Consider the following 21,032-nt stretch of genomic DNA (forward strand, 5'->3'; position numbering starts at 1 on the left):
TCCTATGCACTCCGTTCCACGATGAAATCCGCCAGGTCACAGAGCTCCCGGCGGTATTCGGGGGTGATGGTGACCGCGGCGAGAGCCTGCTGGGCGGTGCGCACCCGCCGCCGGGCTTCGGCGCGGGCCCAGCGCCGGCCACCGGCGGTCTCGACCATGTCGGCGGCGGCCCGCAGATCGTTCTCGCTCGGTTCGCCCGATTGGGCGAGCCACTGCGCCAGCGCCTGACCGGCCGGGCGGCCGGATTCCACGCTCCAGGTGACCGGCAGCGACTTCTTGCGCGAACGCAGATCCGAGAACACCGGTTTGCCGGTCACTGCCGGATCGCCCCAGATGCCGAGCAGATCGTCGACGAGCTGGAAGGCCAGACCGATGTTGTCGCCGTAGGTGCGCAGCGCCCCGACCGTCGCCGGCGGCGCCCCGGCCAGCACCCCGCCGACCGCGGCACTCGCCGAGAGCAGCGCCGCGGTCTTGCCCATGGCCATGCGGATACATTCGGCGAGGGTCACGTCGTTGCGGTGTTCGAAGTCGACGTCGGCGGCCTGGCCGATGATCAGATCCTGGGTCGCCTTCCCGACCAGCCGGGCCGCCGCCACCGCGTGCGGTGAGCCGGAATCGAGCAGCACCTCGTGCGACAGCGAGAGCATCGCGTCGCCGGCCAGCACGGCGACCGGATCGCCCCACACCGCCCAGACCGTGGGCCGATGCCGGCGGGTGGCGTCGCGATCCATCAGGTCGTCGTGCACGAGCGAGAAGTTGTGCACGAGTTCGACCGCCACCGCGCCCGGAATCCCGCAGAGCTCGTCGCCGCCGGCGGCGTGGGCGGCGAGCATGGTCAGCCGCGACCGCACCGATTTTCCGCTGTCGGCGACGGCCGGACGGCCGCGTTCGTCGCAGAAACCGAGGTGATAGGCGACCACCGGCCGGATCGCGTCGTCGAGCCGTCCGACGGCGTCCGACAGCGCCGACCGGACGGCCTGGCCGTCGGCGTCGACCGTGGACAGGATGGTTACCGTCATCTGATCACCTCCGATATCCGCGTGCGGGGTTCGGGCATACCGGTGCGCTCGGCGGCACCGGCGCGGGGCCGAAGCCCCGACGGATGCGAAATGATCTCGGCCGCAGCGGATTCCCCGCTGCGCACGGCGCCCTCCATGGTCGCGGGCCAGCCGGTGTCGGTCCACGCTCCGGCCAGCGCCAGGCCGGGCAACGCGGTGGCCGCGGGCGGCCGCAGCCGCGCGCTGCCCGGTGCGGGCCGGAACGTCGCATGGCGTTCGCGAGTGACGAAGAAGTCGACCACCTGCGCCGTGCGGGCGGCGGGCAGCAACTGTTCGAGGGCGGGCAGGAATTCCCGGCGCAGCTCGGCGACGGGGCGATCGACGAATGCGTCGGCGGCGGAGACGGAGACGGCCAGATATTGCGCGCCGGTGGGAAACCGGGCAGGTGCCACCGATGTGCTCGGTGCGGCTGCCGCGACCGGCGCCGAACTGTCTTGTGGCCCGTCGGTGACGTCCGATCTCCGGCGACCCGCCGCCGCGCGCAAGCCCGAGGCTTCGGTGCGGTCGAAAACCCACTGCACGACCGAGCCGACCCCCGCTCGCAGGGGTTCGTTCATCACCGGCCGGTCGTAGACCACGTGGATGTTGACGATCGGCGAACTGCCCAGGCCCACAGCCCAATTCGCGGGCAGATCCACCGCGTCGGCGGGCAACAGCGCCTGAGCCGCGGCAGGGGGCACGGCCGAGACGACGGCGTCGGCGGCGCAGTCGCCGTCCCGGGTGCACACCGCCCACCCGTTCGCTACTCGCCGGACGGCCGTGACTCGCTCGTGGACGACCGTAACCCCGGCCGCGGTGAGGGCGGTCAGCGCGGCCTCACCGTGCAACTGCCGCAACGGGATCCGCGACCACCCGGTATCGGCGGCATCGGCATCGGTGAGCAGGCCGATCCGGAAGACGGTCGCGGCCAACGCCAGCGATACGTCGTCGGCGCGCGCGTTGAGCGTGGCGATGCCGACCAGGTCCCACAGACTGTCCACGGCGTCGCGATCCTGGCCGTGCGCACGCAACCAGTCCCCGAAACTGGTGGTGTCCGTCCGTGGATCGGCGGGATCGACCGCCCGCAGAGCAAGTGCGGCCCGGACGAACCGCACGCGCGCGCCCTGCGACAACCACGGATAGCGCAGCAGCGCCCAGCTCAGATGCAACGGTGCCGGCAACGGCAGCCGCCGCAACCTGCCCGCGCGGCCACCGCCGGAGACGGGGATGTCCAAGCGCGGTTGCAGGTGCACCGCATCCCGCATGCCGAGCCGATCCAGCAGTGCGAGATAGCGGTCGCAGCACCGCAGGAAGACGTGTTGTCCGTTGTCGATCCACAGATCGCCACGGGGAAACGAATGCGTCAGCCCGCCCAGCCAGGGCCGGGATTCGTACAGCCGCACCGCATATCCGGCGTCCGCGCAGCGCAGGGCCGCGGTGATCCCCGCGAGCCCGCCGCCCACCACGGCCACCCGCGCCGTCATCGCGGTCCCCACCCGAATGCCGTCATCGAGTACTGCAGCAGGGCGCCGGAGGCGACGCGGGTCTTCTCCCGTGCGCTCAACGACAGCCGCCGGTCGTAGACGGCCACCGGATTGGCGCGGATGCGCTCGTTGAGCCGCCGGTAGATGCCCGCCATCGCCGCGCAGCAGGCGGCACTGCGGCCGTCCAGATGCGGAATCAACCGCAGTCCCAGGCAATACCAGTTCTCGGCGCGCTCGGCGCCGGCGCGGATCAGCGCGGCCAGTCCGCCGTTGGGATCGTCGAGCGCTCCACCGGCGTCGAGTTCGAGCCGGACGCCGAAGCGCAGCAGCTCGTCCCGGGGCAGATAGACCCGACCGTTGCCGAGGTCCTCGCGGATATCACGCAGAATGTTGGTCTGCTGCAACGCGATTCCCAGCTGATCGGCATACAGCGGCGCGCACGGATCACCGCCGGAGCCGAAGATCGACAGGCACAGGCGGCCCACCGCCCCGGCCACGCACCGGCAGTAGTGGGTCAACTCGTCGAAGTCGGTGTAGGTGACGCTGTCGACATCGGCCTGCACGCCGTCGATCAGTTCGCCGAACGCGCCCAGCGGCACCGGATAGCGCCGCGCGGTGTCGGCGACGGCGAACAGCACCGGATCATCGGTGCCGGCGCCGCCGGTGACCTTGTCCAATTCCTTGCGCAACAGGGTCAGCGCCTCGGTTTTGGCGGCCGGTTCGCCCTGCTCGTCGCCGATATCGTCGATGCGGCGGGCCAGCGCGTAGAGCGCGCACAGCGCCGTGCGCTTCTCCGGGGGCAGCAGCCGGATGCCGTAGTAGAAGTTCTTGGCCTCGGTGCGGGTGATCCGTTCACAGGTCTCGTAGGCCGCCGCGGTGGTCGGCCCGGTCGCGATGATGCTCACTGCGGCACCACCGTGGCCTTGCCGAGCAGCGTGACCATCGAGGCCACGGTGTCGACGTGGCGGGGCCGCACCGGCTGGGTCCACACGTCGCCCTCGGCCGCGCGCAGCGCCTTCGCGGTCGCGCATCCGCCCGCGAGATATCCCGCGACCGCGAGCCGGGCCCATCCGGTGAGCCGGGCGACCAGCGGAGCTCCTTCGCCGAGCATCGCTTCGCAGCGTTCGACCTGGGTCAGGACCACCGCCCGGCACGCCGGATCACCCGGTCCGCCGGTGGCCAGCGCCGCTTCCGGCACCCCGGCCGCGGCCAGATCGTCCTGCGGCAGGTAGATGCGTCCGGCCGCGTGGTCCTCGGCCACGTCCTGGCAGTGCTCGAGCACCTGCAGTGCCGAACACACCCGATCCGACAGTGCCAGCGTGTCCGGCGTGGACTGGTCGAAGACCGCAAGGACCAGGCGGCCCACCGGATTCGCCGACAGCCGGCAGTAGCCCAGTAGATCCTCGAAGGTGGCGTAGCGGCCGACGCGTTGATCGAGCAGATTGGCCTCGATCAGCTCCTGGAACGCCTCCTGCGGCAGATCGCACGCCGCCACGGTGGGGGCGAGCATCTGAAGCACCGGATCGTCGGGCGTGCGACCCTGATAGAGACCGGCGAGGTCGGCACGCAGCGTCAGCAGTTGCGACACACGATCGCCGGGGGCTTCGTCGCCGACCTGGTCGATTAACCTGGTGGCTGCGTAGACCGCGTGCAGGTGTCGGCGTGGCTCGCGCGGCAACCACCGCAGCGCGACGGGAAAGTTCTCTTCCTTTTCACGGGCCCGCAGCCAGCGGGCCGGGGCTGTCGCTGCGTCCATGATTCGATGGTGAACGCAACACAGGGCTCAAATCTTCAACCGTCGAGGTGATTCCGGTTGGTGTTTTTTGTATCCGGAAGATAATCGAGTCGGAAAGGACTCGAATGAGCGATTCCCATAATGAAATTCCGATAACACCGGAGGCATTGGAGCAGCTTTCGGAGGAACTCGACGCTAGAATGCCCGATCTCCTGGACGAGGTCCGTGATCTGCTCGCCGCGGAGTGGCCCGACTACGCGCGCTATCTCGACGACCATCGCCCCGAGGTCGCCGAGGTCGGGGTGTTGTTCGTCCATCGGCTCCTGGACCTGGCCGAACACGGCCCCCGCACAGGCGATTCCGCTGGTGAGGGCGTCACGCCGCCGACGCAGCTGGTCTTCGAACAGGTGGGCCGCCAGCAACTGCACGACGGTGCGGACCTGTCCGATCTGCTCGGCGCCTACCAGGTCGGCGCCCGCGCGGCCTGGCATCACGTCGCGGAAACGGCGCTGAAACTCGATCTCGGACCGGAGGTGCTCGCGGTGCTGGCGGAGGCCGTTTTCGCCTTCGTCGACGAATTCTCCGCGGCCTCCGCGCACGGTTATGTGCTCGAACAGTCCGCCTCCAGCGCGACCCGGGAACGGCACCGCGAGGAATTGGCGGAAATGTTGCTTTCCGGTCGTTCCGACACGGTCGGAATCCGCTTGGCCGCCGAACGCGCGGGCTGGCAGCTGCCCCCCGAGGTCGCGGTAGTGCTCGCCGATCCGGCCGACGCGCGCTCCTGCGGCGTGGTGGAACATCTCGGCGGTCACTGCCTGCCGATCCGGCGTGACGACGCGGTCGGGGCGATCGTGCCCAGTCCGATGCTGGGCGGGCGGATCACCCGGCTGATCGCCGCGCTGCGGGGTTGTAACGCGGTGATCGGTCATCCGCTCACCTTGGACCTACTGCCGACCGGTATGCGGATCGCCCGCACCGCGCTGCGGTTGCGCAAGGCCGGCGTGCTGTCCGGCTCGCCGGTGGTGGTCGCCGACGAACTCGACACCATCATCGCCAACCGCGACGAATGGCTGCTGGAAACGCTGCGTGCCCAAGTGCTGCAACCACTTCGGGAACTGCCCGACGGTAAGCGCGACCGGCTGGTCGAAACGCTGCGCAGCTGGCTCTGGAACATGGGCGACCGGCACGCGGTCGCCGACGATCTGCACATTCACCCGCAGACCGTGCGCTACCGCATGGACCGGCTGCACGACCTGCTCGGCGAGCGCCTGGATTCGCCGCGCGAGCGGGCCCGGATGTATCTGGCGCTGGTCTGGGATCAGCCGCACGGACGCGCCGGTTGAGTCGGCGATATCGGCGATATCCGCGAGATCTCAGCCGACCAGCGCGTGCGTCACGGCATAGCCGAGCAGCGCGGCGCCGAGTCCGGCGATCACGCTGATCACCACGTTCATCGCGGCGTAGAACACGGAGCGTTGCTCGAGCAGCCGGACGGTCTCGTAACCGAAGGTGCTGTAGGTGGTGAGCGCCCCGCAGAATCCGGTGCCCGCGAACGCCAGCACCGGACTGCCGGCCGCACCGCCGGTGAGCGCGCCCAGAATCAGGCAGCCGACGATGTTGACCGTGAGCGTGCCCCAGGGGAACAGACTGTCGTGGCGTGCCTGCACGAACCGATCGGTGAGGTAGCGGGCCGGGGCGCCGAGCACCGCACCGGCGAAGACCAGGACGACGGTCATCGTGCCTCTCCTCGAATCACCTTGCGGAGCAGCGTCATTCGCGCCAGCGTCACCCCGGCGAGGACCGCGAGCAGCGCGCTCAGCAGGGTAGCGGCCAGATACACGAACGCCGTCACGGCCGAACCGGGTTGCAGCAGATTACGGATTTCGACGGCGTAGGTGGAGAAGGTGGTGAACCCGCCCAGAAATCCGACCCCGAGGAACGGCCGCACCAGTCGATGCGCCGACCAGACCTCGGTGATCAGCACCATCAGCACGCCGATCGCGAGGCAGCCGAGCACATTCTCGGTGAAGGTGCCCCACGGGAACTGCCCGGGGCGTGTCGGCAGGAGCTGGGTGAGGCCGTAGCGGGCCAGACCGCCCAATCCGCCACCCAGCCCGATCACCGCCAGCACCGCGCCGTGTTCGCGCAGCAGTTCGCCGCGTTGCGACGGGACGTGCAGATCGATATCGGGATCGACGGGCCGGTCGGCGGATTCGCCGGGCCGGGGCTCCTCACGGCGTAGCTCGGTCAACGACGGACTCCTACTCGAACACGAACATGGTGGTACCTCGAGTAGGGACTGTTGGCGATCGTCCGATCACGGTTGCTCCGGCCGCTGCGCCGAAGTGGCGAGCCCCACCGCCACGTCGGACAGAATAGCGAATGCCGCCCGACGGTTACCGGGGCTGTGCGCGGCCTCACCGAGAACTTCCTTCGCGATGCTCACACCCGGGATGCCGGTGCCGTCGAGGCGTCGGCGACCAGCGGCGCCAGTGCGGAGGACCGCATGCGCGTCACCACCGCCGTGGCGGGGCGGGCCAGCAGCAGACTGACTGCCGCGGCGACCGGAATGGCCAGGATCGCCGACGCCACGACGTCGTGCGGGTAATGACCGCCGACATAGACCCGGCTGAAGGCCAGCACGATCGCGAAGACGGCAGTGATCCAGCCCAGCCGCCGATTCAGCAGATACAGCGCCGCGACGGTCGCCGCGGCGGTGGTGGTGTGACCGCTGGGAAACGAGTAGTCGCTCGGCACCGGACAGGTTTCGATGATGTAGGCGGTCGGCACGCCCCGGCACGGGCGCGGTTCGGCGACGATCACCTTCACCACCTCGGCGACCAGATAGGCGACCACCACGCTGACCGGAGCCAGCAGCGCCAGCGCCATCGACCGGTCGTCGCGGCGCCGGGCCTTCCACCAGCCGATCACCATCAGCACCGCGAACACCGCCAAACCGGCGTCGGTCCACCAGAGCATCGCGTCGTTGAGCCACCGGGTGTGGTCGGCGAAATCGGTGACGGTGGTGAACAGCGGCCGATCGAATCCGGGGCCGCCGGATGCCATCGGGGCCGGGGAGGGGGTCGTCAACGCATATCCGATCTGGTCTGCCCGGGACGCCGGGGGAGGATGGGAAACGTACTGCGATCATTTCTACCGTGTTCGCCCGGTGGGCACGGTTTCGACCACTGCCGTCGAACTCCGCGTCACCTGGATCGCGTATCGGGTCGCCGCGGTTCGCGGTGGATGCCGGACCGGCCCGCCCGGTGCCATACGCTGACCGCATGACCGACTCTGCTCCCGCCGCGCTGCGCATCGGCTACGTCCCGGGCGTCACCGTCGCCAAGTGGGCGCGGGTGTGGGCCGAACGGTTCCCCGACGCCCCGCTCGAGTTGATCGCCGTGCCGCAGGCGCAGCAGCGCGACGCCCTGGCGCAGGGACGGGTCGACATGTGCTTCGTCCGGTTACCGATCGATCGGGACGGGCTGCACGCGATTCCGCTCTACCACGAGGTCGCCGTGGCGGTGGTGCAGAAGGATCATCCGATCGGGCTGTTCGACGAGGTGAGCCTGGCCGACCTGGAGGGCGAGCGGATGCAGGACGCGACCGATCTCGACGCGGTGGGCGACACCGTCGAATTGGTGGCCGCGGTCGGCGGGGCGGCGGTGGTGCCGCAGTCGCTGGCACGGCTGCATCACCGCCGCGACCTGATCTATCGTCCGCTCACCGATGTCGATCCGACCCAGGTCGCACTGTCGTGGCCGGTCGAGGACGCGGTCGAACTCGCCGAGGAATTCATCGGCGTCGTGCGCGGCCGCACGGCACGCAGTTCCCGGACCGCCGGTGAACGCGATCGGCGCGGCCGGCAGGATTCCGGTGCGCGCGCCGAAGGCGTTGCGGCACAGCGCGGTAGGGGCCGGGGCGACGGTGGTGCGAAACCGGCCGCACGCCGGGGCGGCGCGGCGAAGCCGGGACGGGCGGGCAAGACCGGCGGCCCGCGGAAACGACGCGGCCGCTGAGGTCAGCACCTCAGCGGCCGGTCGAATGATGCGCTACGCGACGGTGATTCAGCGCGGCTTGCGCCGGATGATCGAATCGCGGATCAAGATGCCCGCCAGCGCGACGGCGAAACCGATCAGGAAGATGTATCCGGTGTAGCCGGTGCCCGAGGTGTGGCCCTGCTGGTTCTCGAACAGCATGGCCAGCAGGATCAGGAAGACGACCCATCCGGCGATACGGAAGGTGCGCCGCGATTCACCACTCCAGCCCCAGGCGGCGGAGGGAACCTCGGCGGGATCGACCTTGGTGACGACGCCGGCGCTCTTGGCGGGTTCCAGTTCCGTGGCGGCCACGTTCGCTCCCATCATTTCCGTGTTCGCTGCGGTTCGGGTGCGCGGAGTGCACCGTGAGGTCCGCAGGTCGTGAAGGTGACTGTCGAGAATATGTTTGCATACGACCGGGCGTCGTAGCCAGCGGGGTGACGTGCGCGGCGATTCACCGTGGACAATGAGTGCGTGTCCGACATCGTGAAAGTTCTGCTGCTGGGCAGCACCGGCTCCATCGGCACCCAGGCATTGGAGGTCGTCGCCGCCAATCCGGACCGATTCCAGGTGGTCGGACTGGCCGCGCGCGGCGGCAATACCGACCTGCTGGCCGAGCAGATCCGCGCCACCGGTACCGACAACGTGGCCGTCGCCGATCCGGCCGCCGCCGCGAAACTCGGTGTGGGCCTGGCCGGTCCGGACGCGGTGACCGAACTCGTGCGCCGCACCGACGCCGACGTGGTGCTCAACGCCCTGGTCGGCGCGCTCGGGCTGCGGCCGACGCTCGCGACTCTGGAATCGGGGCGGCGCCTGGCCCTGGCGAACAAGGAATCACTGGTGGCGGGCGGCAGTCTGGTGACCCGGGCCGCCACTCCCGGGCAGATCGTCCCGGTCGACTCCGAACACTCGGCGATGGCGCAGTGCCTGCGCGGCGGGCGCGCCGACGAGGTCGCGCGGCTGGTGCTCACCGCCTCCGGCGGCCCGTTCCGGGGCTGGACCGCCGAGATGCTGGAATCGGTGGGCCCCGACGAAGCCAAGGCTCATCCCACCTGGTCGATGGGTTTGATGAACACCCTCAATTCGGCCACGCTGGTGAACAAGGGCCTCGAACTGATCGAGGCGCACATGCTGTTCGGCATCGACTACGACAAGATCGACGTCACGGTGCATCCGCAGTCGATCGTGCATTCGATGGCGACCTTCACCGACGGTTCCACCCTCGCCCAGGCCAGCCCGCCCGATATGAAGCTGCCGATCGCACTGGCCCTGGGCTGGCCCGACCGGGTGCCGGGCACCCTCGCCCCGATCGACTTCGGCACCGCGTTCACCTGGGAATTCGAACCGGTCGACAACGAGGTCTTCCCCGCGGTCGAGCTGGCTCGCGCGGCGGGTAAGGCCGGTGGCAGCGTCACCGCGGTGTACAACGCCGCCAACGAGATCGCGGTGCAGGCATTCCTCGACGGTGCGCTGCGATTCCCGGATATCGTGCGCACGATCGCGCGGGTCGTCGAGTCGGCCGACCGCTGGGCCGCAGAACCCAGTACCTTGGACGAGGTGCTCGCGGCGGATGCGTGGGCGCGACAGCGTGCGCGCACGCTCGTGAGCAACTGATTCAGGAGGGTTCCATACCGCATGGGCTTCGCGATCGGATTCGTGCTGTTCGCCCTCGGCATCACGGTATCGGTGGCGCTACACGAATGTGGCCACATGTGGGCGGCTCAGGCCACCGGCATGCAGGTGCGCCGCTACTTCGTCGGCTTCGGGCCGAAGGTGTTCTCGTTCCGCCGCGGTGAGACCGAATACGGCCTCAAGGCGCTGCCGCTGGGCGGTTTCTGCGATATCGCGGGGATGACCGCGCTGGACGAGGTTCCACCCGAGGACCTGCATCGCGCGATGTACCGGCAGGCCACCTGGAAGCGGCTGGTGGTGATGTTCGGCGGCATCGCGATGAACTTCATCCTGGGCTTCCTGCTGATCATGCTGCTCGCGGTGGCCTGGGGGCTGCCGCGGCTGGATTCGCCGCCGGCCACCCAGATCTACCCGGCCGGCTGCGTGCCCGCGCAGAACCCCGACGGCTCGATGCAGAAGTGCACCGGCCCCGGCCCGGCCGAACGCGCCGGTCTGAAGCGCGGCGATCTGGTGACCGCGATCGACGGTAAGCCCGTCAAGACCTGGAACGACTTCCGCTCGATCACCGAGAAGGCCAACGGCCCGGTCGTCTACACGGTGAAACGCGACGATCAGACCCTGCAGATTCCGGTGACCCCGGAGCGGGTGGCGACCTATCCGCTGAAGTCCACCGACAGTTCCGAGCGCGTCACCACGCCGGTGTACGTGAGCAAAGTCGGTGTGGCACAGGATGTGTACAGCCCGGTCAAATACAACGTGATCGCGGCGGTTCCGGCGTCAGCGGCCTTCACCGGCGATATGTTCGGCCGTACGTTCGCTTCGCTCGCGCAGATGCCGGGCAAGGTGGTCAGTCTGTGGCATGCCGTGACCGGCGGCCAGCGCGACGCCGACACACCGGTGAGCGTCTACGGCGCCAGCAAGATCGGCGGTGAGACGGCCGAACACGGATACTGGAACATGTTCGTGCTGGTGCTGGCCAGCCTGAACTTCTTCCTCGGCGCGTTCAACCTGCTGCCCCTGCTCCCGCTGGACGGCGGCCACATCGCGGTGGTGATCTTCGAGAAGCTGCGCAACATGTGGCGCAACCGCAAGGGCCTGCCCAACGGCGCTCCGGTCGACTACCTGAAACTGCTGCCCGCCACCTACGTGGTGGTGGTGATCGGCGGGGCATACATGATCCTCACCCTGGTCGCCGACATCGTGAACCCGATCAAGCTGTTCCCGTAGCGGATTCGGCGCGCGCGCGACCGAGCGCCAGGTCGCGCAGGCGTAGCCAGTCCAGAGCGGCTGCGGCAGGGCGGGTTCCGGGGCGGTTACGCGGTACGCGCACGCGCAGCGCGCCGGGTTCCACGACGCATCGCACCGGTGTGTCGAGGAGCAGCGATTCCCCGTCGACGCCGACGGGGATCGGTGAGCTCTCGGCCTCGACGACGACTTCGGATGCGGTCTGCTGGATCAGTCCGTGGCTGTGTTTGCGACGGATCAGACCCAATGCCGCGCGGGTATCGGAGACCGAGACCGTGACCGCCCCGAGCACGCCGCGGTCGAGGCGGTCGCGGCGGCTCAGCCCGGCGAGATCGCTGGTGCCGTAGGGGTTGTTGCTCACCAGCACCGCCTGCGGGCCGGTGACCGTGGTGGCGCCGATACGCGCGACCAGCGGGGTCCCGCTGTGGCCGGCGAGCAGATCGGGGAGCAGGCGCAGGACGGTCGCGGTCTTGTCGTCGCGATAGGCGGGGCTGCGCACGATCTCGGCGTAGACGCCGAACGAGGCGTTGTTGACGAACGGCCGGCCGTTGATCCGGCCGAGGTCGACGCGCATCTCCACGCCGTCGTGCAAGGCGTCGAGCCCGGTCGCCGGATCGGTGCGGTCGAGCCCGAGGTCCAGCGCGAAATGATTGCGCGTGCCCGCGCTGAGCACGAGGAACGGCAGGTCGTGCGCGGCGGCGACCCCGGCCACGAGCGCTTGGGTCCCGTCGCCGCCCGCGACGCCCAGCAGGTCCGCGCCTCGTTCGACGGCCTCCTGAGCCAGGGCTGCGACATCGACGCGCCCCTCCATCAGCACAACCTCTGCGCCCAGCTCTTCGGCGCGGCGCCGCAGATCGAACTTCGCGACTTTCCCTCCCCCGGAGCGGGGATTCATGATCAGGAACGGTCGTCGCGGTGGCGGCGCGGAGTATTCGATCGCCGTCGTGTGGGAGTCACCCGGCCGTAGCGCGGCGCGAGCACAGAACATGGACGCGAAGGCCAGCGCGCCCGCCACCAGGACGACCCACAGCAGGCCGGTGCGCACGAACATGACGAGAACCACGATCGGCGCCGCCACCGCCACGATCGCCGACACCCACCGAATGGCCCCACGGTCGCTCACGAACCAGTACAGCGCGGCCACCGTCACCACCACCCCGCCCGCACCGACGATCAGCAGCGCGAGGGTGCCCAGCACGTCGGCGAACACGACCGGCACCACGACGGCCGCACCGGCGAAGACGAATGCTGTTCGCGCCCAGCGTGATCGGCCGCGCAGCGTGCGACCGCCGTTGTTCGCGGCGTCGCCGGATCGGCGGTGCGAGGGTGGCTCTTCGGCGTAGATGTTGTTCATGGCAGGCCTCGTCCCGGGCGCTCAGGTATCGGTCGTGTGATCGGATCGGTGCTGGAAGGCATCGACCGCGGCGTCGACGGTGGGGTAGAAGTGCGTCGCGTCGAACCGGTCGCCGACGCCGAAGCGGATGATCGTGTCCTTGATCGGCCCTTTCATCTCCGCGAAGGCCAGCCGGATCCCGCGGCCCTCGAGGTACCGGTCGAGATCGACGAGTTCGTCGACGGCCGTGGTGTCGAGGCCGGTGATCGGTTCGGCGGCGACGACCACCCATTCGACCGGGTACGGAGCCCGCGCGACGAGCGAGCGCACGTAGTCGTCGAAGATCTGGCCGTTGGCGAAGAACAGGGGCGCGTCGAAACGCACCAGCACCAGGCCGGGGAAGCGGTGTCCCTCGGGGTGGCGTTCGATGTCGTGGAAACCCGGCCGGTCCGCGGTGGCGACGAGTTCGGTGCGGTACGGCTGCCAGGCCCGCGCGACCACCGCGACGAACGACAGCCCGATCGCGACCAGAATGCCCTGCAGGACGCCCACCAGCGCGACGCCCAGGAACGCGGCCACGGCGAGGCCGAATTCGACCGTGCTCATCCGCCACATCCGGACCAGGCCGCGAACATCGATCAACGCGGTGGCCGCGACGATCACCACCGCCGCGAGCGTCGCGTCGGGAAGGTAGGCCGTGAGTCCGGGGGCGATGAGGACGAACAGCAACACCGCGGCCGCCCCGACCACACCCGCCAATTGCGTATGCGCACCGTTCTGTTCGGCGACGGGAGTGCGAGAGCCGCTGGCGGACACGGGAAATCCGCCGAACAGCCCGCCGGCCACGTTGGCGACCCCGATCGCTTTCATTTCCGTACTGCCGTCGACGTCCTCGCCGTGGCGCGAGGCGAACGTGCGCGACAGGACGCCGCTGTCGGCGAAGGCGATCAGCGCGATACCCGCCGCGGGCCCGATCAGGTGAGCGATCTCGTGCCGGCCGACCCCGCCGACCGAGGGCAGCGGCAGACCCTCGGGCAACGCGCCGACCATCCCGATCTCGTCGGTGAGCCCGGCGGCCGCGGAGATCACGATGCCGGCGACGACCGCGACGAGCACACCGGGCACGATCGGCAGCCACATCCGGAAGATCACGATGACGGCGAGTGATCCGATGCCGACGGCCGCTGCGACCGGGTCGATGCCGGAGTGGAAGACCGCCCGGACGATGGCCGCGATCTCGGCGAGCAGACCGGTCTCCTCGACCGAGAATCCCAGCAGTTTGGGCACCTGCCCGACGACGACGATCAGCGCGATGGCATTCAGATATCCCAGCCGGATGGGTTTGGACAGCAGTTCGGTGACGAATCCGAGGTGCAGGAAACCGCCGACGAGCAGGATGAGGCCGACGAGTACGGCCAGTACGCCCGCCAGTGCGAGGGCGCTGCCGGGATCACCGGCGGCCGCCAGCGGCAGCACCGCCGCCGCGATCAGCGGCGCCAGCGACGAGTCGGGGCCGAGGACGAGGATGCGCGACGGGCCGACCACGGCGTAGGCGAGCAGCGGAACGATGGTCGCGTACAGGCCGGCGTAGGCGGGCAGCCCGGCGGCTTCGGCGTAGCCCATGCCCGCGGGAATCAGGAGCGCGGTGAGGACGAGGCCCGCGGTCACATCCGCGCGCAGCCAGTCGCGGTGATATCCACGCGCGGTCGCGATTCCGGGCAGCCGGCCGATACTGTCTCGCCAGCCCACGGCCGCGCCTCAGTGAGCCCGGGCGCGCAGCGGCGTCACCGCGGCCGCAGTGTCGAGCGGAATTTGCGGTGCGCTGTGGCGGATGCGCCTGCGCCGCAGCGCCTTCTCCGCCTCGATCGCGATCGGGATCAGCACCGACCAGCCGAGACAGGCCAGCCACTGGCCACCCGTCAGCGATGTCGTCATCAGCAGATCCTGCAGGAAACCCAATTCCACGGCAAGCACGGTGACGACGACCGGGATCGACAAGATCTTCAGCGCACCGAGAATCGGTGCGCTGAAACCGGATTCGGGATCCCGGCGCATTGCGAGCCCGGCGAGGACCGAACCCAGGGACAGCACCACGAAGGTCGTCGTCATCGGCACCGCGGCGGTGTCCGTGCTCATCTCGCCGGGAGCCAGCAGCATGGCGGCAAGGGCGACCGCGAACTGCAGCACACCGTAGGCCAGCCACTGCGCGAACGCGGTCCGGTTGGCGATCGGCATCGTCGGATCGCGCGGCGGCTTGTTCATCAGATTCGCCGGCGGCGGGTCGGTCATGATGACGGCGACCGGGAACAGCGTGATGAAGAAGTGCTGGAACAGCACCATCAGCGGGGTCAGCGCGACGCCGTGGTTGATGTCGAAGATGCTGGCTACCAAGAACAGCAACACCAGGGAGAACAGTTTCGACATCTGATACCGGATGTAGGACACTATCTTGTCGTAAATGGCCCGGCCGAGGCGGATCGCGGTGATCAGCGTCCCGAAGTTGCCGTCGGTGAGCACCATCTTGCCGGCCTGTTTGGTGACCTCGCTGCCCGAACCCATCGCGACGCCGATATCGGCCTTCTTCAACGCGGCCGCATCGTTGACCGCGTCACCGGTCATCGCTACCACCGCGCCGCCGCGCTGCATCACGCCGGCCAGTCGCAGCTTGTCCTCGGGGGTCACGCGGCCGAACACGTGCAGATTCGGCAGCGCCTCGGCCAGCTGCTCATCGGTCATGGCTTGCAGTTCCGCGCCGCCGACCGCCCCCGGCCCCAGCCCGAGTTCGGCTCCGATCGCGGCGGCGGTGATCGCGTGGTCGCCGGTGATCATGCGCACGTCGATCCCTGCCTCGTGGGCGATGCGCACCGAATCGACCGCCTCGGGCCGCAGCGGGTCGATGATGCCCACCATGCCGACGAAGGTGAGATCTTCGACCAGCGACATGGGATCGGCCCGCGCGGCGTCCACCTGGCCGTCGAGGATCCGGACGGCGAAGGCGAGAACGCGCAGACCCAGCTCCGACATGGTGTGCATCGCGGCGGTGATCTCGGCGCGCGCCTCGTCGATCGGCACCTCGATGCGGCCGGGGCGGTAGGCGCTCGCGCAGCGGGCCAGGACCATATCCGGTGCGCCCTTGACCAATTCGACGAATCGAGTCCGATCGTCGACGCGCAGATGGTGGAAGGTGGCCATGAATTTGTAGGCCGAGTCGAAGGGCACCGCGGCGATGCGCGGGTAGGCGCGGCGGGTGAGCGGAGCGTCGATGCCGAGCTTGGCCGCCAGTACCACCAGCGCCGCCTCGGTCGGATCGCCGACCACCTCTCCGGTGTCGGACACGGTGGCGTCGCTGTCCAGGCACAGACCATAGGCGAGCAGGCTGAAATCCGGGACGCCCTCGCCGGCGGCCTCGGTGACCGTTCCGTATGTGCTGTAGCCCTCGCCGGTCACGCCGTACCAGCGGCAGTGGAAGAACAGCGATCGGACCGTCATCTGGTTCATGGTCAGGGTGCCGGTCTTGTCCGAGTTGATCGCGCTGGTCGCGCCCAGCGTCTCGACATCGGTGAGGTTCTTGACCACGGCCTTGGCGTCGGCGAGGCGGCGTGCGCCGTAGGCCAGCATCGCCTGGACGAAGGTCGGCAGCCCGGTGGGAATCGCGGAGACGCCCATTGAAATGCCCAGCAGCAGTACCGCTGTCACATCCTGGCCGCGCAGCGCGCCGATCACCACGATGATCGCCACCGCCGTCCACGCGATCACCCCGAGCAGCTTCGTCAGCGAATCCAGCTCCCGCTGCAGCGGTGATCTCGACGGTGGGACCGCCGACAGCATGGACGCGATCCGGCCCATCTCGGTGTTCATCCCGGTTTCGGTGACCACCATGGTGGCGGTCCCCCGGGTGACCGAGGTGTTCTGATAGACCATGTCGCCGCGGTCGCCGAGCGGCACGTCCGCGGCGGCGAGAGTGCCGGGATCCTTGGCCACGGGGGCGCTTTCACCGGTGAGCGCCGCCTCCTGGGTCTCCAGCGTCGCGGAGGTGACGAGTCGGCCGTCGGCGGGGACGATATCGCCCGCTTCGAGCTGGACGATATCGCCGGGCACCAGCTCGAGCGCGTCGAGCTGGGTCAGCACTCCGTCGCGTACCACCCGCGCCTGCGGCGACTGCATCTTCGCCAGCGCGTCCACGCTCGCGCGCGCCACGAGTTCCTGCCGCGTGCCGAGTACGACGTTGAGCACGACCAGCACCCCGACCACGACGGCCGTCGGAATCTCGCCGATGACGACGCTGACCACCACCACCGCGACCAGCATCAGGTTCATCGGATCGCGGAGCTGTCGCAGCGCGGCGGTCCACGGCGCCGGTGCGGGCTCGGCGGCTATCTCGTTGGGGCCGTAGCGTTTACGCCGCTGCTCGGCCGAGGCGGTGGTGAGTCCGGCGTGCCGGTCCGAGGACAGCGCGGCCACCACCGCGTCGGCGTCGCGGGCGTGCCAATCGGCAGGTTCGGGTGCCGGTGCACCGGCGGACGGATTCCGGGGCACCGCTTGTGTGTCCGCCATAACGCTCGTCCTCTCCCTCGGCTCGCAACTCTCAGTACGGCGTCGGAATCCAGTGCAGCGGCTGCGGTGGGACGCGATAGCCGTTCGCGCTCTGCCGATCCGGTAGCACGACCTGCGGCCGATCGAGCGGCTCGTAGTCGATCCGGCCGAGGAGGTGACTGATGATGTTGAGCCGGCCGCGCTTCTTGTCGTCGGTGGCCGCGATATACCAGGGCGCCCAGCCGGTGTCGGTGAAGTGGAACATCTCGTCCCGTGCCCGCGAATAGTCGTACCAGCGGCTGTAGGAGCGCAGATCCAGATCCGACAGTTTCCAGATCTTGCGGGGGTCGTCGATGCGGCTCTGCAGCCGCCGTGTCTGCTCGTCCTGACCGACCTCCAGCCAGTACTTCAGCATGATGACGCCCGAGTCGACGATCTCGCGTTCCACCGTCGGAATCAGCTCGAGGAAGTGCCGGGCCTGCTCGTCGGTGCAGAAACCCATCACCCGTTCGACGCCGGCCCGGTTGTACCAGCTGCGGTCGAAGATGACGACCTCGCCGGCGGCCGGCAGATGCGGCAGATAGCGCTGGATGTACATCTGCGACTTCTCCCGCTCGGTGGGGGCGGGCAGGGCGACGACCCGGAACACCCGCGGGCTCACGCGCGCGGTGATGGCCTTGATGACTCCGCCCTTACCGGCCGTGTCGCGGCCCTCGAAGACGAGGCAGATCCGCGCGCCGGAGTCCTTCACCCACTCCTGCAGGGCGACCAGTTCGGCCTGCAGCGGCCGCAGTAGCCGCCGGTACTCCTTGTTCGACATCGGCTTGTTCGATATCGGCTCGTTCGACCTCGCCGCCGCGGATTCCTGCGCGCCGGACAGCTCCGCCGAGCTTCGCGGCGGACGGTGGGAACGCTCGGTGAGCGTGTTCCCCGGGTTGTCGGCCCGGCGCTTGCCGTGGCGGGACTTCTTCCCCACGTACTCGTCTCCTCAGACGACCGTCACTGCGCGCGTGCCGCGCGGACGGGTGCGAGACGTGGGTGCCGGTGTTCCTGCGCCCCGGATGCTGATCGCTTGCCGGGCTGCCTTCTCGACGAGTAGAGGGACGAAGTCGTGTACTCGCGCATCGGAGAAGCGCTTGTGGATGTCGCGCACGATGAGTTCTATGTCGCCGGGCGGGACGGACGGGTGACGCGCGATCATTCGCTCGATGACTTGTTCGACCTGAATCAATTCCTCATCGCCGGTCATCGGTCTATCGTCTGCCCGGCGGCGATGGTCGTCAAGGCACGAATCGGGCGCGAAATTCGACGGCGCCTTGCTCTTTCGTGATTCGTCATATCCGCCTCCAGTGGCCGTTCCCCTGTCGCGCCGTCTGATCTGCGGTGTTCGTCTTGAAATGCAGTGTTCGTGGCGATCGGACGCGGCCGACGCGGATCGGAGTAAAGGGTTCGCGTCCGGTGGCGATCGGCGAATCGTGATCGGATTTCGGCTACTTCGATCGGGTACGACGAAACGGAAAACAATCGACCGCATTAGGCGCGATCGCAATTCGAGAACGAATATCTGAAACGAGGTGACATTCGCCTCTGGCGCCGCCCGGACACTGATGTCCGTCGCTCCGGGTGGCGGTGGCGTTCGGCGAATCTCGCGGGTCCGCGCAACGCGAATCATCAATTAGCGATGAAGTTGCCGATGGTCGTCTTCGTGGGCTGGTTCGATGCTGCCACCCGGCGCTCCCCGCCCGCTGTGCCCTGGCGCTTCCCTAGCCGCGAGCGACGGTGTCGCGCAACAAGGTTCGGCACAGATGGTCGGCGCGGCGGGTGGTTTCCGGCTGGCGGTACTTCGGTGCGAGCGCGAGAACCTGGGCGCAAGCGGTGTCGAGGGAGATGCGATGGCCCACCGACACGTATACCGGTTTGATCCCGGGCTGGGTGCGCAGCGCCCGGCCGACCACCTCGCCGTCCACCGTGATGTCGGATACCGAACCCCGCGCGGCAGCGGGCTCGTCGCATCGACCCCACACCGTCTTGGCGACGCCGATCGACGGCAGGCCGGTCAGCACCCCCAGATGGCACGCCAGCCCGAAGCGCCGCGGGTGGGCGATGCCCTGGCCGTCGCAGATCAGCAGGTCGGGCGTGGTCTCGAGGCGTTCCAGCGCGGCCAGGGTGGTCGGCAGTTCCCGGAACGCGAGCAGGCCGGGCACGTACGGAAACCGCGTCGTGCCGCGGGCGACGGCGGTGTCGACGGTCGCCATCGTGTCGATATCGAGGACCACGACGGCGGCGACGACCGCGCCGGACTCGTCGTAGGCCGAATCCAGGCCCGCGACGGTGCGAAAGCGCGGCGGCCGCGGGTCGTGGGTGAGCACCGAATCGCGCAATCGTTCCTGCAGTGCCGCAGCCCCTTCCGGGTCGGCGGGCAGGTCGGGAGTCATCGCCAGGCGCACGGTCAGCGCCGCCCGACACGCGGTCGCGGGATGTACATCCGGTGAATCCTCCTGAACGCGACGGTGCTTGCCGGTCTTCGGCTCGTCCACGGTAACCACCTCGGCATCCGAGCGGAAAAACACGGATGACCGGGCATACCGGGTGTGCCGGGCAGCTCGGCCCGGCGACGGTACGGTCCTGGTCACAGTCGTTCGGCGGTGGTGGCGGACCGTGAGTGCGTCGTTCACCGGCCGGGGTGTCGGTGCTCTCACAGGTCGCTCTCATACCGCCCGCACTAGACTCGGCAACGAACGGGTGCACCAGACGCAGACGAAAGTAGGCAGCCGAACGTGAGCACAGCCATCACCCTGGGGATGCCGGCCGCACCGGCGGCGGTCCTCGCACCGCGGCGTAAGACGCGACAGCTGATGGTGGGCACGGTGGGAGTGGGCAGTGATCACCCCATCTCCGTCCAGTCGATGACCACGACCAAGACCCACGACGTGAACGCCACGCTGCAGCAGATCGCGGAACTGACCGCCTCGGGCTGTGACATCGTGCGCGTGGCCTGCCCGCGGCAGGAGGACGCCGACGCGCTGCCGATGATCGCGAAGAAGTCGCAGATCCCGGTGATCGCGGACATCCACTTCCAGCCCCGCTACATCTTCGCCGCGATCGACGCCGGCTGTGCCGCCGTGCGCGTCAATCCGGGCAACATCAAGGAGTTCGACGGCCGGGTCAAGGAGGTCGCCAAGGCCGCCGGTGCCGCCGGGATCCCGATCCGGATCGGCGTGAACGCGGGCTCGCTGGACAAGCGCATGCTCGAGAAATACGGCAAGGCCACCCCCGAGGCGCTGGTGGAGTCGGCGCTGTGGGAGGCGAGCCTGTTCGAGGAGCACGGCTTCGGCGATATCAAGATCTCGGTCAAGCACAACGATCCGGTGGTCATGGTCGAGGCCTACCGGCAGCTGGCCGCACAGTGCGACTACCCGCTGCACCTGGGCGTCACCGAGGCCGGGCCGGCCTTCCAGGGCACGATCAAATCGGCGGTGGCCTTCGGCGCCCTGCTCAGCGAGGGCATCGGCGACACCATCCGGGTCTCGCTGTCCGCGCCGCCCGCCGAGGAGGTCAAGGTCGGCGGGCAGATCCTGCAGTCGCTGAATCTGCGTCCGCGCAAACTCGAGATCGTGTCCTGCCCGTCCTGCGGACGTGCGCAGGTCGACGTCTACTCCCTCGCCAACGCGGTCACCGCGGGTCTGGAGGGTCTAGAGGTGCCGCTGCGGGTGGCGGTCATGGGCTGTGTGGTCAACGGCCCCGGTGAGGCTCGTGAGGCCGATCTGGGGGTCGCCTCCGGCAACGGCAAGGGCCAGATCTTCGTGAAGGGCGAGGTCATCAAGACCGTGCCGGAACACCAGATCGTGGAGACGCTGATCGAAGAGGCCATGCGCATCGCCGACGAGATGGGTACCGACGCCGAGAACGGCGAGCCCGTCGTGACCGTCGGCTGACCGCCGGACGCGGACAGGGGAGCGGGCGTGTTGCGCGCCGGGCGCATTCTGCCCTTGG

The 21,032-nt window shown here is 69.0% G+C and carries 19 protein-coding genes; 5 read left to right on the top strand and 14 right to left on the bottom strand.

Annotated features, from left to right (window positions below; genetic code table 11):
- Nucleotides 1-2: 2 nt before the first annotated feature.
- From IG65_RS0102190 to hpnC, 4 genes are read right to left on the bottom strand one after another with little or no spacing between them, the layout of a single operon-like run.
- Nucleotides 3-1,019: a polyprenyl synthetase family protein gene (locus tag IG65_RS0102190; RefSeq protein ID WP_030513101.1), complete on the bottom strand. Its 1,017-nt coding sequence runs from the start codon at nucleotides 1,017-1,019 to the stop codon at nucleotides 3-5.
- Complete coding sequence (gene hpnE, locus IG65_RS0102195) at nucleotides 1,016-2,521, bottom strand: hydroxysqualene dehydroxylase HpnE (protein WP_051755219.1); 1,506 nt, start codon at nucleotides 2,519-2,521, stop codon at nucleotides 1,016-1,018. Before hpnE ends, IG65_RS0102190 begins: the two co-directional genes overlap by 4 nt.
- Nucleotides 2,518-3,420: a presqualene diphosphate synthase HpnD gene (gene hpnD / locus IG65_RS0102200; protein WP_369801451.1), complete on the bottom strand. Its 903-nt coding sequence runs from the start codon at nucleotides 3,418-3,420 to the stop codon at nucleotides 2,518-2,520. Before hpnD ends, hpnE begins: the two co-directional genes overlap by 4 nt.
- 2 nt (nucleotides 3,421-3,422) lie before the next feature.
- Complete coding sequence (hpnC, locus tag IG65_RS38875; protein WP_030513104.1) at nucleotides 3,423-4,277, bottom strand: squalene synthase HpnC; 855 nt, start codon at nucleotides 4,275-4,277, stop codon at nucleotides 3,423-3,425.
- Nucleotides 4,278-4,456: 179 nt separating this feature from the next.
- On the opposite strand from hpnC, the gene IG65_RS0102210 reads away from it, so the two are divergent.
- Nucleotides 4,457-5,599: a CdaR family transcriptional regulator gene (locus IG65_RS0102210; RefSeq protein WP_051755132.1), complete on the top strand. Its 1,143-nt coding sequence runs from the start codon at nucleotides 4,457-4,459 to the stop codon at nucleotides 5,597-5,599.
- A gap of 30 nt (nucleotides 5,600-5,629) precedes the next feature.
- Here IG65_RS0102210 and crcB (IG65_RS0102215) read toward each other — a convergent pair whose 3' ends face one another.
- The 3 genes from crcB (IG65_RS0102215) to IG65_RS0102230 all read right to left on the bottom strand — a co-directional run bounded on the left by crcB (IG65_RS0102215) (nucleotide 5,630) and on the right by IG65_RS0102230 (nucleotide 7,346).
- Nucleotides 5,630-5,992 carry a fluoride efflux transporter CrcB gene (gene crcB / locus IG65_RS0102215; protein ID WP_030513106.1) on the bottom strand — a complete coding sequence of 121 codons (363 nt, stop codon included), beginning with the start codon at nucleotides 5,990-5,992 and terminating at the stop codon, nucleotides 5,630-5,632.
- Nucleotides 5,989-6,507, bottom strand: a complete 519-nt coding sequence (gene crcB / locus IG65_RS0102220; RefSeq protein WP_051755133.1) for a fluoride efflux transporter CrcB — start codon at nucleotides 6,505-6,507, stop codon at nucleotides 5,989-5,991. The genes crcB (IG65_RS0102215) and crcB (IG65_RS0102220) overlap by 4 nt, the downstream gene beginning before the upstream one ends.
- A gap of 191 nt (nucleotides 6,508-6,698) precedes the next feature.
- Entirely contained in the window at nucleotides 6,699-7,346 is a 648-nt protein-coding gene (locus IG65_RS0102230; RefSeq protein WP_036522732.1) for a phosphatase PAP2 family protein, read from the bottom strand.
- 194 nt (nucleotides 7,347-7,540) lie between these two features.
- Here IG65_RS0102230 and IG65_RS0102240 point away from each other — a divergent pair, with 194 nt between their 5' ends.
- The gene (locus IG65_RS0102240) at nucleotides 7,541-8,275 is read left to right on the top strand and encodes a LysR substrate-binding domain-containing protein (RefSeq protein ID WP_030513110.1); all 735 of its coding nucleotides are present in this window, start codon (nucleotides 7,541-7,543) and stop codon (nucleotides 8,273-8,275) included.
- 48 nt (nucleotides 8,276-8,323) lie between these two features.
- On the opposite strand, the gene IG65_RS0102245 is transcribed toward IG65_RS0102240, so the two are convergent.
- Nucleotides 8,324-8,608 carry a DUF2631 domain-containing protein gene (locus IG65_RS0102245; protein WP_104363070.1) on the bottom strand — a complete coding sequence of 95 codons (285 nt, stop codon included), beginning with the start codon at nucleotides 8,606-8,608 and terminating at the stop codon, nucleotides 8,324-8,326.
- Nucleotides 8,609-8,770: 162 nt separating this feature from the next.
- Between IG65_RS0102245 and dxr the strand changes: the two genes are divergently transcribed.
- Complete coding sequence (gene dxr, locus IG65_RS0102250) at nucleotides 8,771-9,910, top strand: 1-deoxy-D-xylulose-5-phosphate reductoisomerase (protein ID WP_036522958.1); 1,140 nt, start codon at nucleotides 8,771-8,773, stop codon at nucleotides 9,908-9,910.
- Between the two features lie 21 nt (nucleotides 9,911-9,931).
- Nucleotides 9,932-11,155, top strand: a complete 1,224-nt coding sequence (locus tag IG65_RS0102255) for an RIP metalloprotease (RefSeq protein WP_030513113.1) — start codon at nucleotides 9,932-9,934, stop codon at nucleotides 11,153-11,155.
- Here the strand turns inward: IG65_RS0102255 and IG65_RS0102260 are convergent.
- The 6 genes from IG65_RS0102260 to nfi form a co-directional block, all read right to left on the bottom strand.
- The gene (locus tag IG65_RS0102260; protein ID WP_081879197.1) at nucleotides 11,139-12,527 is read right to left on the bottom strand and encodes a diacylglycerol kinase family protein; all 1,389 of its coding nucleotides are present in this window, start codon (nucleotides 12,525-12,527) and stop codon (nucleotides 11,139-11,141) included. The genes IG65_RS0102255 and IG65_RS0102260 overlap by 17 nt on opposite strands.
- A gap of 21 nt (nucleotides 12,528-12,548) precedes the next feature.
- Entirely contained in the window at nucleotides 12,549-14,255 is a 1,707-nt protein-coding gene (locus IG65_RS0102265) for a SulP family inorganic anion transporter (RefSeq protein WP_030513115.1), read from the bottom strand.
- 9 nt (nucleotides 14,256-14,264) lie between these two features.
- The gene (locus IG65_RS0102270) at nucleotides 14,265-17,060 is read right to left on the bottom strand and encodes a cation-translocating P-type ATPase (protein WP_036522739.1); all 2,796 of its coding nucleotides are present in this window, start codon (nucleotides 17,058-17,060) and stop codon (nucleotides 14,265-14,267) included.
- 31 nt (nucleotides 17,061-17,091) lie between these two features.
- Entirely contained in the window at nucleotides 17,092-18,015 is a 924-nt protein-coding gene (ppk2, locus tag IG65_RS0102275) for a polyphosphate kinase 2 (protein WP_030513117.1), read from the bottom strand.
- Between the two features lie 12 nt (nucleotides 18,016-18,027).
- Nucleotides 18,028-18,288 (bottom strand): three-helix bundle dimerization domain-containing protein, encoded by a 261-nt coding sequence (locus IG65_RS36615; protein WP_081879198.1) that lies wholly within the window; start codon nucleotides 18,286-18,288, stop codon nucleotides 18,028-18,030.
- Nucleotides 18,289-18,802: 514 nt separating this feature from the next.
- The gene (nfi, locus tag IG65_RS0102285; RefSeq protein WP_231509012.1) at nucleotides 18,803-19,576 is read right to left on the bottom strand and encodes a deoxyribonuclease V; all 774 of its coding nucleotides are present in this window, start codon (nucleotides 19,574-19,576) and stop codon (nucleotides 18,803-18,805) included.
- 264 nt (nucleotides 19,577-19,840) lie between these two features.
- Here nfi and ispG point away from each other — a divergent pair, with 264 nt between their 5' ends.
- On the top strand, nucleotides 19,841-20,974 hold the full coding sequence (gene ispG / locus IG65_RS0102290) for a flavodoxin-dependent (E)-4-hydroxy-3-methylbut-2-enyl-diphosphate synthase (RefSeq protein ID WP_193615572.1): 1,134 nt from the start codon (nucleotides 19,841-19,843) through the stop codon (nucleotides 20,972-20,974).
- Nucleotides 20,975-21,032 lie beyond the last annotated feature (58 nt).

This window comes from Nocardia sp. NRRL WC-3656, from assembly GCF_000720265.1.
In the GTDB taxonomy this organism is placed as follows: domain Bacteria; phylum Actinomycetota; class Actinomycetes; order Mycobacteriales; family Mycobacteriaceae; genus Nocardia; species Nocardia nova.